Below are 12,500 nucleotides of genomic sequence, written 5' to 3'. Positions count from 1 at the left end.
CACCCTCAGCTTCCTGAATCGGGTGCCGACCGTCCTCGGCGAGTTGCCTCAGCAACTTTTCCTTGACGCGGGCTTTCAACGAATCAGCCATACCGCCAGCATGTGCCGCGCGGGCCCAGTTGTCGAGGCCTACTCGTCGTCCTTCTTGCCGAAGACACGTCGTGCCGTCGGAATCAAGATGATCAGCGCGCCGAGCAGAACGATGAGCGAAAAAACCTGCAGTGCCATGTCGACCTCTTACCGTCACGCCGGCGCGAGCCAGCTCCCCCACGGGGTGTTTCGAACAACCGTAAATGCAACGAGAACTCCGAGCACCACGATCGTCACAGTCGGCCGAAGCACGATCATGCGATCCCGCGTGCCTTTCCAACGGCGCACTGTCCAACCGATCCACGCGATCACCAACACCGCGATAAACGGCACGATCAAGGCATTGCTGGACACTGCGGCGCCAATATCCAGATTAGTCAGGTCATTGACCGCACGAAGGCCACCACACGCCGGGCACCACAATCCCGTCAACGCGTACATCGGACAAACGCCGTAACTACCCGCGCTGTGGGGATCACGGAAGTGGAGTACCGCGGCGGCCGTCACGGCCACTGCAGCAACACCGACGGGTGCGGCCAGCGAGCGTCGTCGACTTGTGACCGCTTCCAACTCCATGGCACCCACTGTAAGAGACCCCGGCAGCGACTAGCGGGCGCGAACGACTACCGACCGGACCACCATGTCGTGCCAGCACTGGTGCTTCGAGTCCCAGAGCGGCCAGAGATAGTTGAGGAAGCATGCCCCACCCAGGATCGCCATCATGATCCAACGAAGCAGCGCCATCACCGGGCCGAGCGGTACACCGTCGGACTCCCGAATCACCGAAATTCCCAGCCACTTCTTGCCGAGCGTCTGTCCGGTGTTCCCTTGTCTGAAGACGAGGTTCCATACCTCGATCAAGAAGATCGCCAGTATGCCGACGACCATGAGGATCACGCCGACCGGATTGCCGCCTTCAGCGCTCACGCTGCCGTCGTCGTATGTGGTCACTTCGGATCCGGAGAACGCGATCACCGCCCCGATGATCGCGAGGATGACGCCCGGGAGCGGAACGACAAAGCCGTCGAGGATTGACGCGAACACCCGCGAGATCCAGCTTGCGTACGGATAGGCGGGCGTCGGCGGCTGATAACCCTGCGGCGGCATCGGCGGCATCTGCCCGTACGGCGGCTGATTCTGCGATGGTTGGCCTGGTCCCCAGTTCTGATCCGACATCGAGGTCTCCCCTGTTCAGGCACGTGTTCGCCGAACTCAGGATAAACCGCACATACGCAAGAATTGGGAACTAACGAGAAGAGCCCCACATCCGGATTTCCGGGTGTGGGGCTCTTGGCTGAGCTGCCTGAGAGAATCGAACTCTCGACCTTTTCATTACGAGTGAAATGCTCTACCGACTGAGCTAAGGCAGCGTGCCTTTCGGCGGTGGCGAGTCTATCTGGTCAACCCCCGGATCGCGAAAACGGGGGTCGGAAAGCGGCTCCGATGGAGGCAACCATCGCATCGAGCGCCCACTGCAACTTGACGTTGAAGTCGACGGCCTCGCGGCATTCGAGCACCGCTTCGATGCATTTGAGCAACCCCTCCGGGGACGTTCGTGCAGCCAACTCGGCGGCCTGCCGAGCCATGTCGGGATGGGTCGCCGTCGACGTCGACCCCAGCGAATATGAAAGCGCGTCCCGGTACATGCCGGCCAGGTCGATCAGCGTCCGGTCGAGAAGATCGCGGCGGGCCCGGGTGTCGCGCGATTTCTGGCGCGCTTCGAGGTCCTTGATCAGCCCAGCCGATCCGCGCAGAGTCCCGGCTGTTCCCTTGCCGGTTCCACCGCCACCCAAGGAGACCTTGAGCTCCTCGAGTTCCTGTTCCTTGAGTTCGGCGTAGAACGCCTTGGTGTCAGCCTCGATCGACTTCACCAAGTTCTCTGCGGCCTTGTACGCCGTCGAAGCACCGATCGCGTCGGCGGCCAGCCGAAGCGAACGCTGACGCTCGTCGCGCGCGCTCTCGTCGGTGGCGAGGCGCCGCGCCCGACCGACATGTCCGCCGCTGATCGATGCGGCGATTCTCGCCCGTTCCGGATCCAGCCCGTCGCGGTCGATCAGTACCTGGGCGATCGATTCGACGGACGGCGTCACCAACGGCATGTGCCTACACCGCGATCGGAGGGTGACAGACATGTCTTCCGGATCGGTCGTCGGCGCGCAGAGCAGGATGACCGTGCGGTCCGGCGGCTCCTCGACAACCTTCAGGAGGGCGTTGGCTGCGCCTTCGGTCAAACGATCGGCATCCTCGACCACGATCACCTGCCACCGCCCCGTCGTCGGTCGACGCGAAGCGATGTTGACTATCTCGCGCATGCCTTTGACGCTGATGCTCAGGCCGTCGGGGATGATCCGTCGTACGTCACCATGGGTTCCACCCATCGTCGTCGTACACGCATGACACTCACCGCACCCTGGTGCACCGTCGGAGGTGCATTGCAGGGCAGCGGCGAAGCAGAGAGCAGCCACCGAACGACCAGAGCCGGGTGGCCCGGTGAAGAGCCACGCGTGGGTCATCTCCGAGCCGCTGGAATCGCCACGAGCCGACAGTGCAGCATCACGCAGGCTCTGCTCGACGTCGTGCTGACCCACCAGCCGACCGAACACACCTCGTTCGGCCACTTCAGTACTCATGCAAAAACCCTAACCGTCGGCACCGACGAAGCCTTACGAGTCCTTCTTCGCCGGAGCCTTCTTGGCGGCGGCCTTCTTTGCCGGGGCCTTCTTTGCGGCTGTTTTCTTGGCAGCGGCCTTCTTGGCCGGAGCCTTCTTGGCTGCTGCCTTCTTCTTGACCGGGCCGCGCGCACGACGATCAGCCAGCAACTCCGACGCCCGAGCATCGGAAATGGATTCGACGTCGTCGTCCTTGCGAAGGCTGGCGTTGGTCTCGCCGTCGGTGACGTACGGACCGAATCGGCCGTCCTTGATCACCATGGGCTTCTCGCTGACCGGATCGACGCCCAACTCACGCAGCGGAGGCGTTGCCGACGCCTGACGCCCACGACGCTTCGGCTCGGCGTAGATCTTGAGGGCCTCGTCGAGCGTGACGGTGAACATCTGCTCTTCGTTGGCGAGCGAGCGTGAGTCCGTGCCCTTCTTCAGGTACGGACCGTAACGGCCGTTCTGCGCGGTGATCTCTTCCTTCGATTCGGGGTCGACACCCACGACGCGCGGAAGCGACAGCAGACGCAGCGCATCTTCCAAGGTGATCGTCGCCAAGTCCATGGACTTGAGCAGCGATCCGGTCCGCGGCTTGGGGCCTGCGACCTTCTTGGCAGCCTTCTTCGCAGGCGCCTTCTTGGCCGCGGCCTTCTTCACCGCAGTCTTGGTGCTGCCCGAGCTGATTTCTTCCGGCTCGGGAGCGGTGACGGGAACGATGTCCGGTTCCGGCTCGGCCGGCGGTTCGGGCAGGATCTCGGTCACGTAGGGACCGAAGCGGCCTTCCTTCGCGACGATCTCGTGGCCCGTCAGCGGGTCGACGCCCAGCTTGCGGCCCTCTTGAGGCGTCGAGAACAACTTCTCGGCGTACTCGGGAGTGAGCTCGTCCGGTGGCAGGTCATCGGGAAGATTTGCCCGCTGCGAGATCAGATCGCCTTCGGGATCGTCCGGATTCTGAACCATGCGCTCGAGATACGGCCCGAACCGGCCGACGCGCACATGAACCTCGCGGCCCTCGGCGTCGTCGAAGAGACGGATGGAGTTGACCTCGCGTGCGTCGATCTCCTCCAGGTTGACTCCGACCATCTTCTTCAGCCCGCCCTCGCGGGCGACCGAACCTTCGGCGCCTGTCTCGCCGCCGAAGTAGAAGCTGCTCAGCCAGTTGCCGCGCTGCTCACGGCCGCCGGCGATCGCGTCGAGATCGTCTTCCATTCCTGCCGTGAAATCGAAGTCGACCAGCCGGCCGAAGTGCACCTCGAGCAGCCCGATGACGGCAAACGCCACCCAGGACGGAACCAGCGCGCTGCCACGCTTGTAGACGTATCCGCGATCGAGAATGGTCTTGATGATCGACGAGTAGGTCGAAGGACGGCCGATGCCGAGTTCTTCGAGCGTCTTGATCAGGCTGGCTTCTGTGTAGCGAGCGGGTGGGTTGGTGCTGTGTCCGTCCGGATCGAGCTTGGTGGCCGTGACTTCCTGACCCTTGACCAGCACCGGAAGCCTGGATTCGGCGTCGTCGGACTGACCGCCGGCCTCTTCGTCGACGCTCTCGACGTAAGCCTTGAGGAAGCCGGCGAACACGATGGTGCGACCCGAAGCGGAGAACGTGCAGTCCTCGCCGGTGCCTGCCGTGCCGGAGATGCGAAGCGTCAACGTCGTACCGCGGGCGTCGGCCATCTGCGAAGCGACGGTCCGCTGCCAGATCAGTTCGTACAGCTTGAACTCGTCGGAATCGAGCTTGGAGTGCAGCTGACCCGGGGTCTGGAACACGTCGCCGGCGGGGCGGATCGCCTCGTGGGCTTCCTGCGCGTTCTTGACCTTGCGGGTGTACTGACGCGGCGTCGGATGCACGTATTCCGGACCGTACAACTCGGTGGCCTGCGCACGAGCGGCAGCGATCGCCGACTCCGAGAGAGTCGTCGAGTCGGTACGCATGTAGGTGATGTAGCCGTTTTCGTACAGACGCTGTGCGATGCGCATTGCACGCTCGGACGTGAAACGAAGTTTGCGTCCGGCTTCCTGCTGGAGCGTCGACGTCATGAACGGCGGGTAAGGCTTGCGCGTGTACGGCTTGTCCTCGGCGGAGGAAACCGTGAGGTCGACGCCCTGCAACGCTTCCGCGAGACGACGCGCGTACGCCTCGTCGAGCACGGTGACCGCGCTGCCCTTGAGCTTTCCGTCAGCTCCGAAATCGCGACCGGAGGCGACACGCGAACCGTCGACGGAGACCAGGCGCGCACCGAAACTACGCGGGCTGGCCTCTGCACCGGCGTCGAGCGTCGCGGAAATATCCCAGTACGACGCCGACTTGAACGCCATCCGCTCGCGTTCACGCTGGACGATGACGCGAGTGGCCACCGACTGGACGCGGCCGGCCGAGAGCTTCGGCATGACCTTCTTCCAGAGAACCGGGCTGACCTCGTAACCGTAGAGACGGTCGAGGATGCGGCGGGTTTCCTGAGCATCGACGAGGTCGGTGTCGAGTTCGCGGGTGTCTTCGGCGGCAGCACGGATTGCCGGCTCGGTGATCTCGTGGAAGACCATTCGACGAACCGGAATCTTGGGCTTGAGAGTCTCGAGGAGATGCCAGGCGATTGCCTCGCCCTCGCGGTCGGGGTCAGTTGCGAGGAAGAGCTCGTCGGCGTCCTTTAACAGAGACTTGAGTTCGGCGACCTTGCCCTTCTTTTCCGGGCTCACGACATAGAGCGGCTCGAAGTCGTGATCGACGTTGACGCCGAGACGGGCCCAGGACTCGCCCTTGTACTTGGCCGGAACGTCTGCTGCGCCGCGCGGGAGGTCGCGAATGTGACCGACCGATGCCTCGACGACGTAGTCCTTACCGAGGTAGGGAGCGATTTTGCGCGCCTTGGTCGGTGACTCGACGATCACGAGGCGACGAGGGTTACCGGACGCTCCCTGACCGCTGCCGTTGTCCGCTTTAGCCACCTGCTGCCCGAGCCTTCCTTTGGACGTTCACTGCCGTCGGCAGATCTTCAGAACTAGACGTGTGGAGCAAGTTATACCCCGTGTCTCTCTTTACAGAGTGACATACCCGCAAGACATTCGTGCAGATCAGTACAGTATGGGCTCCGTCGGACACGCGGCATGAGCACTGTCAGACGTGTGGCCAGGCGACAGAGGTGTCGACGTGTTTCGGCGCCTCACCGAGGTATTCGACGAGCTTTGTCAGTCTCTTCTTTCCCGACACACGGAGCCCCGGGCCCGGTGTCCGGTTACCCAGTTGAGTCGGCGCGATACCAACCCGCATCAAGGCCTGAGCCAGCGGTGCGTGCGTCTCCTTGGCATGAGGGTCGAGGCCGAACACGAATCGCTCGCCGCCTTCTTCGAGCCTGCCGGCCGCGACGGCCCACACCCGGAGTTGGCGGGAGTTCGGTACCCAACCGACCGGCACCGCCTTCACAGCTCCCTTGGTCCACTGCACGGACAGCGGAAGGAGTGCGGGCGTCGACTGAGTGCGGACCAATGGGCTGCCTTCTTCACTACGCGTCACCTCGGCCCCGAGTCCGCACTGCGCGATCAACTCGGCAACGGCCTGCGCTCTCCAGTCCCGATCCACGACGATCGAGATCCGGGCACGGTCCTCCGAGGTCACGACCTGACCCGGTCCGGCCAGCATTCCGGCGAGGTCCGTCACGGCAGGTGGAATCGACTCGGCAGAGAAAAAGGACAGTTGGCTCACAGAGTGAAACGTAAGCCACGAAGGTACTGACGGCATAGACGACCGGCCGTGGTCGGACAGCTGCGTGCATTACCTCGGACAGAGAAAGACTGGCTCAGCCCGAAAAGATTTGTCCCCCACCGCACGGATGCGATGGGGGACAAATACTGTCCGAACTAATCGCTCAGCGAGTGAGCGGAAAAATCAGACCGCGCGAACGCCGGTAGCCTGGGGACCCTTGGTGCCCTGGCCGACCTCGAACTCCACACGCTGGTTCTCCTCGAGGGTACGGAAGCCGTTGCCCTGAATTTCGGAGTAGTGAACGAAGACGTCTGCGGAACCGTCTTCGGGAGCGATGAAGCCGAAGCCCTTTTCAGCGTTGAACCACTTCACAGTGCCCTGTGCCATGCTTTTCCTTCTCTTTCTAACACCGGATTCGGTGAACAGCCCTTACAGTCCACCGGGCCGGTTCCGACCGCTGTACGTCTTTATTTCCCCCTCAGGAAAGGCAGAGCACCGCGCCCGCAACAACGATCCTGCGAGCGTGCACTTTCTCAAGCCTACGAACACAGAAGCTGCGACCGATTGTCAGTCAACCATGTTCTCCGCGTGCACAACAGTCGAAAAGGGAACTAAAAACGTTAAAAGTTCGCTACGAGAAAAACAGCCCACGATCGTGGTTTCCCGCGCGCGCGCCGAGCACCCGGTTCCACCAAGACCGCCGACCGTTGCGTATCATCAAAACTGCAGGTAGCGACAGTTTCCGATTGCCGCCACACCCCAACGCCGAGCCCGGAGAGTCACGTGAACGCACCTTCCCCGATCCCCGCCCCGGGAGGGAAGCCTGGCGAGACCTACGGGCAGATGCTGCTCGATCGGGTCGTCGCCGGGGTCAGTGGAAGCGAAAAACCACTGATGTTCACCGCGCAGTTACCTGCTCGCGTAGCCGAGTTCACCGAATGGCCGGAGTGGGTGCACCCCAGCGTCGTACGTGCGCTCGCCGAGCACAGCGTGCGGTCCCCGTGGATCCACCAGAGTGAGGCCGCCGACCTCGCTTACGCCGGAAAACACGTGGTCGTGGCCACCGGTACGGCGTCGGGCAAGTCACTGGCGTACCAACTCCCGGTGCTGACGGCCATGGCGACCGATCCGCTCGCAACAGCCCTGTACCTCTCCCCCACCAAAGCGCTGGGCTCGGATCAACTGCGAGCAGTGCTGTCCCTCACCGACTTCGACGTCGAACTTCGCAGCACGAACGCCAGTGCGTACGACGGCGACACCTCTCAGGAACTCCGCACTTGGGCACGTGAGAACTCACGCTGGCTCTTCACCAACCCCGACATGATCCACATTTCTCTGCTCAGAACCCATCAGCGATGGGCACACTTCTTCCGCAACCTGAAATACGTGATCATCGACGAATGCCACTCCTACAGGGGAGTCTTCGGATCCAACGTCGCGCTCGTGATCCGGCGATTACGCAGAATTGCAGCCCGTTACGGCGCCGAACCCACCTTCATTCTGGCCAGCGCGACCACAGCAGATCCCGGCGCGGCGGCCTCGCGGCTCATAGGCGCACACTGCACCGAGGTCACGGAAGACGGATCGCCGCACGGCCCACGCACCGTCGCACTGTGGGAACCACCGCTACTGGAGGCATTGACCGGCGAAAACGGTAGCCCGGTACGACGTCCCGCGGGCGCGGAAGCCGCGCGGATCATGGCCGACCTCATGATCGAAGGCGCCCGCACTCTCACCTTCGTCCGCTCCCGCCGCGGCGCCGAACTGACCGCGATGGCCACCAAACGTCTACTCGCCGAGGTGGACCCGGACCTCGCCGAGCGAGTCGCGTCGTATCGCGCCGGATATCTGGCCGAGGACCGACGCGAACTGGAAGCTGCACTCGCCGACGGCACACTGCTGGGCGCAGCCACCACCAACGCACTGGAGCTCGGCGTCGACATCGCAGGCCTCGACGCCGTTGTCGTGGCAGGCTTCCCGGGCACCGTCGCCTCGTTCTGGCAGCAAGCGGGTCGCTCCGGGCGACGCGGTGAGGGTTCACTCGTCGTGTTGATCGCCCGCGACGATCCACTCGACACCTACCTCGTTCACCATCCGTCAGCGGTACTCGACAAACCCGTCGAGGCGACGGTGACAGATCCCGGAAATCCGTACGTCCTGGGACCACAACTTCTATGCGCTGCAATGGAACTCCCACTTTCCGATGCCGAGGTGGACGCGTTCGGGGCTCTCGAGGTTCTGACCAGGCTGTCGGAGGAAGGCAAGATCCGGCGCCGAAAGCACGGATGGTTCGTCACCGCCGATTCGAACCCCCACGGCTCTTTGGACATTCGCGGCGGCATCGGAACTCAGGTGGCCATTGTCGACGGGGAATCCGGCCGGATGCTGGGCACTGTCGACGCGGGCCGCGCTCCGGCCACAGTTCATCCCGGCGCCGTGCACATCCATCAAGGCGAGACCTACGTCGTCGACGAACTGGACCTCGACGTCGGACTCGCATTGGTACACACCGAGAATCCGGACTGGACCACCTCGGCCCGCGAGACCACCGAAATCACGATCACCGAACAACTCGAGCACAAGAACTACGGCGACATCGCCGTCGCTCTCGTCCAGGTCGAGGTGACACATCAAGTCGTCGGATACCTACGACGGTTGACTTCGGGTGAAGTCCTCGACTCGATCGAACTCGACATGCCCGCACACACTTTGCCCACCAGGGCAGTGATGTACACGGTCACGCCGGAACTCCTCGAATCCATCGGGGTCCCGCCCGAACGGTTCCCCGGATCACTGCATGCCGCCGAACATGCCGCAATCGGCCTGCTGCCACTGGTGGCGATCTGCGACCGCGGAGACATCGGCGGAGTGTCCACCGCGATGCACGCGGACACCGGACTCCCGACCGTCTTCGTCTACGACGGTCATGCCGGCGGCGCCGGGTTCGCCGACCGAGGGCACAGCGAACTGTCCCGATGGCTCACCGCGACGCGCGACGCCATACTGTCCTGCGAATGCGCTCACGGTTGCCCGTCCTGCGTCTATTCACCCAAGTGCGGCAACGGAAACGACCCACTCGACAAAGACGGCGCGGTCAAGGTTCTGACCGCCGTCATCGACACCATCAGCTGACCGGACCCGCACGCGCGTAAGCCTGCGCATCCCCGATCCCGAAGCCCGACAACAACACCGGTGCGCGTATCTCGACCAATACATCCCAACCCTGCACCTCGCACTCCTCGAGCACCGTGCGCATCCGCTCCGCGATCACCGCGGACATCTCACACGCCGACTCGTCGCCGCCGTCCAAGGCGCCCGCACCGCCGAGAGCCGAAAGATCAGCGGCCGACTGAGCCGTGTGCCGAGCCACCACTGCGGAACCGACATGCAGCATCCCGCCGGTCACCATCACGATCGCCGCCAGAACGCAGCACGCCAGAACCGTGGCAACACCTTCGTCGTCACGTAGGTTCACCCCTCCTCCACTCCCGACTCCACTGCTGCCACCGCCTCGGAAGAAATGTCGACCAACGGCAGCAACGCACTCTCGGCGCTGACAACGGCCACCGCAAAGCCGTCGACGATCTCCACCGAGATCGACGCATCTTCGGGTGCGATCCGGCGGGCCGTGGTGACCGCAGACTCACGATCACCACGTGCCACCAACCGCGCGGCCTCACGAGCGGCGTCGACACACCGAACCTGCATCGACACCGCCAGGACTCCACCGACACACAGCACGACCACCGTGACGATCGAAGCCAGAGCAATCGCGGCCTCCACCGTCACGGCGCCGTCGTCGGCTTGCCGAATACCTCTCGTGGACAACATCACACAGCTGTCTTGAGCGCCTTGTCGATGATGCCTGTCAGCGCCGAGACAATGGAGTCGCCAGTGACAACCGTGTACAGGACGGCACCGAATGCGGCAGCCGCAATCGTGCCGATCGCATACTCCGCGGTGGACATGCCGTCGTCCTCGGCAACCAACAGCGCAAATCTGGCCGACACCGTCCTCAACGTCTTCGAAATCATTTCTCCCCCTTCAATCGAAACCTGTGGCAGCACTTCTGCCGCAGGAGCTTTCACTCGGATCCGGCTCACAGCAGGACGTTACCGAGCACAGTCGTGGCAAGCCCGATCACCACCGGGACGATGCCCAAGGCGATGAACGCCGGCAGGAAACACAGCCCGAGTGGACCGCTGATCAGCACTCCCGCGCGTTCGGCTGCAGCAGCAGCAAGATCCTCGGCGTCACCTCGACTGCGCTCGGCGAGTTCGGCCATGGATGAGGACAGCGACGAACCCGAACGGGCGGAACGCCGAGCCATTCTGGCGAGCGCCTCGGTATCGGGATCGAGAGCGGCTTCGCCCCACGCGGCGTCGGGATCGGCACCGAGCGCCAGAAGGTCGGCGACGCGACGAAGCGAGTCGGCCATCGGTTTCGGTGCCGTCGACGCCATCGCTGTGATCGCGGCGGAGACGGGAAGCCCCGCTCGTAGGCAGGCCCCGAGAAGGTCGAGACTTGCGGCAACTGCGAGTGGATCCGGCTTGTCCGGGACTGGAACCGAATCTTCTGTTGTTGTGTCCGCGAAGAGAATTTCTGCCGCCCTGGCCGAAGCACCGCGACGAGCGGGAATGATCGCGAACGCCAACGCCATCATCGCCACGGATGCCCAACTCACGACGTGACCTTCGCAGTTATCCGGTCGGTCCAGAGCAGACCAGCTGAGACACAAGCGGTTCCGATCACCAGGAGCACGCCGCCGAGCCCACCTCCGAACAGCACGCGCAGCGGCGAAGCACCCATCAATTGCCCGAGACCGATCCCCAACAGCGGGAGAAAGGCCAACACCGCAGCGGTCGCCCGAGCGCCCGCCAACCCGGCCTCGGTACGCTGACGAAAGCGTCTACGTCCCAACATGTCCGTCCGGACGGCGCCGAGTAGTTCCGCCAGTGCCAGCCCGTGTTGGTCGGCGACCCGCCAGACGGATCCGATGCGGGAGAACTCACGCTCGATGCACGAATCCGGTACCGCGAAGGCCGCTGCGGCAGAACCACCGAGACGCGCCCTGGCCCCAGCGGAACGGAATACGGCACTCACTTCTCCGGTACATTCCTCGCCTGCAACAGAACTGGCCGCTGCAGGATGCGCGCCGACGCTCAGCTCGGCGATCAGCACCTCCAGACCGGAGAGCAGCATCTTCTGTGAGAGATCCCGGGTTTCGGCTGCATTCGCGCGTCGGCCACGGAGGATCAGGGTCCCGGCGAGGACGACAGCCGCACACCCTGCCGGAAGACCTCCGAGGATCCACGCGGCCGAAATCGCGAGAAATGCGGCGACGAACTGCCACCGAATCTGCCGGGAGGGCTTGCGGACGCTCGGGGTGTACGTAGCGAGCCGAGCACGTGAATCCCGCACCGGCGCAATCGAGACCGCCAACGCGAAGGCCAAGAGGGAAACCGTCACGTCCCGACCTCTCGATTGCGAAGCCGGAACATCCGCTCGAGCCGCTCACGACCCGAACCGCCGTCCGGCCACGCCTGCATGATTCGTACATACCCGTCCGCACCGCGGTCGATGACACCGATCTGTTCGAGACGCCTCGATCCGTCAGCCAATCTGTGCACGTGCAGGATCACTTGAACTGCCGCGGCAAGTTGACTGTGCAACGCGTGGCGATCCATCCCGCCGAGCGCCGCCAACGCCTTGAGTCTGGCCGGCACCTCTTCGGGCGAATTGGCGTGAACGGTGCCGGCGCCGCCGTCGTGGCCGGTGTTCATCGCCGTGAGCAGATCAGTCACCTCTGCGCCGCGGACCTCACCGACGACGATGCGATCGGGACGCATTCGTAGTGCCTGCCGAACCAGATCGCGCACCGTCACCTCTCCGACGCCCTCGACGTTGGGAGCTCTGGCGACGAGGCGGACGACGTGCGGATGCGGCGGCGCCAGTTCGGCCGCGTCCTCGACACAGACGATTCGCTCGCGCGGGTCGACCGCGCCGAGCATGGCGGACAACAACGTGGTCTTTCCCGCCCCGGTCCCGCCGATCAC

At 63.8% G+C, this 12,500-nt stretch carries 14 protein-coding genes and 1 tRNA gene (1 of these 15 cut by a window edge); 1 reads left to right on the top strand and 14 read right to left on the bottom strand.

The genetic code is table 11. The features are described from left to right. The 8 genes from YH3_RS04530 to YH3_RS04495 all read right to left on the bottom strand — a co-directional run. Positions 1-91, bottom strand: the beginning of a protein-coding gene (locus tag YH3_RS04530) for a hypothetical protein (protein WP_003946112.1). The gene continues 107 nt to the left of window position 1, outside the view; 91 of the gene's 198 nt are visible here — the first part of the coding sequence; it begins with the start codon at positions 89-91; the stop codon falls past the left edge of the window. Positions 92-243: 152 nt separating this feature from the next. After that, positions 244-666 (bottom strand): DUF2752 domain-containing protein, encoded by a 423-nt coding sequence (locus tag YH3_RS04525; RefSeq protein WP_007732476.1) that lies wholly within the window; start codon positions 664-666, stop codon positions 244-246. Between the two features lie 30 nt (positions 667-696). Further along, positions 697-1,266, bottom strand: coding sequence for an RDD family protein (locus tag YH3_RS04520; protein ID WP_064443039.1), 570 nt, complete (start codon positions 1,264-1,266; stop codon positions 697-699). 121 nt (positions 1,267-1,387) lie between these two features. Then, a tRNA-Thr gene (locus YH3_RS04515) sits at positions 1,388-1,460 on the bottom strand. Between the two features lie 30 nt (positions 1,461-1,490). Next, complete coding sequence (locus YH3_RS04510; RefSeq protein WP_019746652.1) at positions 1,491-2,720, bottom strand: DNA polymerase III subunit delta'; 1,230 nt, start codon at positions 2,718-2,720, stop codon at positions 1,491-1,493. 33 nt (positions 2,721-2,753) lie between these two features. Then, the gene (topA, locus tag YH3_RS04505; RefSeq protein ID WP_003946104.1) at positions 2,754-5,690 is read right to left on the bottom strand and encodes a type I DNA topoisomerase; all 2,937 of its coding nucleotides are present in this window, start codon (positions 5,688-5,690) and stop codon (positions 2,754-2,756) included. A gap of 169 nt (positions 5,691-5,859) precedes the next feature. Then, positions 5,860-6,444 carry a hypothetical protein gene (locus YH3_RS04500; RefSeq protein WP_003946106.1) on the bottom strand — a complete coding sequence of 195 codons (585 nt, stop codon included), beginning with the start codon at positions 6,442-6,444 and terminating at the stop codon, positions 5,860-5,862. Positions 6,445-6,627: 183 nt separating this feature from the next. Next, positions 6,628-6,831, bottom strand: coding sequence for a cold-shock protein (locus YH3_RS04495; protein WP_003946117.1), 204 nt, complete (start codon positions 6,829-6,831; stop codon positions 6,628-6,630). Positions 6,832-7,287: 456 nt separating this feature from the next. Between YH3_RS04495 and YH3_RS04490 the strand changes: the two genes are divergently transcribed. After that, entirely contained in the window at positions 7,288-9,576 is a 2,289-nt protein-coding gene (locus YH3_RS04490; protein ID WP_003946107.1) for a DEAD/DEAH box helicase, read from the top strand. Here the strand turns inward: YH3_RS04490 and YH3_RS04485 are convergent. From YH3_RS04485 to YH3_RS04460, 6 genes are all read right to left on the bottom strand, one after another. Next, positions 9,569-9,919, bottom strand: a complete 351-nt coding sequence (locus YH3_RS04485; protein WP_007732450.1) for an Rv3654c family TadE-like protein — start codon at positions 9,917-9,919, stop codon at positions 9,569-9,571. The genes YH3_RS04490 and YH3_RS04485 overlap by 8 nt on opposite strands. Further along, the gene (locus YH3_RS04480) at positions 9,916-10,275 is read right to left on the bottom strand and encodes a TadE family type IV pilus minor pilin (protein ID WP_007732449.1); all 360 of its coding nucleotides are present in this window, start codon (positions 10,273-10,275) and stop codon (positions 9,916-9,918) included. The genes YH3_RS04485 and YH3_RS04480 overlap by 4 nt, the downstream gene beginning before the upstream one ends. Beyond that, positions 10,275-10,478, bottom strand: coding sequence for a DUF4244 domain-containing protein (locus tag YH3_RS04475; RefSeq protein WP_007732448.1), 204 nt, complete (start codon positions 10,476-10,478; stop codon positions 10,275-10,277). Before YH3_RS04475 ends, YH3_RS04480 begins: the two co-directional genes overlap by 1 nt. Positions 10,479-10,543: 65 nt before the next feature. Continuing rightward, on the bottom strand, positions 10,544-11,128 hold the full coding sequence (locus tag YH3_RS04470) for a type II secretion system F family protein (RefSeq protein ID WP_064443038.1): 585 nt from the start codon (positions 11,126-11,128) through the stop codon (positions 10,544-10,546). Further along, positions 11,125-11,913, bottom strand: coding sequence for a type II secretion system F family protein (locus tag YH3_RS04465; protein WP_064443037.1), 789 nt, complete (start codon positions 11,911-11,913; stop codon positions 11,125-11,127). Before YH3_RS04465 ends, YH3_RS04470 begins: the two co-directional genes overlap by 4 nt. Further along, positions 11,910-12,500: CpaF family protein (locus YH3_RS04460; protein ID WP_193777146.1), on the bottom strand; the 591-nt coding region annotated here is incomplete at its 5' end. The genes YH3_RS04465 and YH3_RS04460, both read right to left, overlap by 4 nt.

The organism is Rhodococcus sp. YH3-3 (assembly GCF_001653035.1).
Lineage (GTDB): Bacteria > Actinomycetota > Actinomycetes > Mycobacteriales > Mycobacteriaceae > Rhodococcus_F > Rhodococcus_F qingshengii.
Note: the sequence above shows the minus strand (reverse complement) of the source record. Positions and strands in the feature narration are given on the sequence as shown.

Coding starts and splice junctions, on each gene's coding strand:
- YH3_RS04525 (WP_007732476.1), bottom strand. CDS start 666: ATGGAGTTGGAAGCGGTCACAAGTCGACGACGCTCGCTGGCCGCACCC.
- YH3_RS04520 (WP_064443039.1), bottom strand. CDS start 1,266: ATGTCGGATCAGAACTGGGGACCAGGCCAACCATCGCAGAATCAGCCG.
- YH3_RS04510 (WP_019746652.1), bottom strand. CDS start 2,720: ATGAGTACTGAAGTGGCCGAACGAGGTGTGTTCGGTCGGCTGGTGGGT.
- YH3_RS04495 (WP_003946117.1), bottom strand. CDS start 6,831: ATGGCACAGGGCACTGTGAAGTGGTTCAACGCTGAAAAGGGCTTCGGC.
- YH3_RS04490 (WP_003946107.1), top strand. CDS start 7,288: ATGCTGCTCGATCGGGTCGTCGCCGGGGTCAGTGGAAGCGAAAAACCA.
- YH3_RS04480 (WP_007732449.1), bottom strand. CDS start 10,275: ATGTTGTCCACGAGAGGTATTCGGCAAGCCGACGACGGCGCCGTGACG.
- YH3_RS04475 (WP_007732448.1), bottom strand. CDS start 10,478: ATGATTTCGAAGACGTTGAGGACGGTGTCGGCCAGATTTGCGCTGTTG.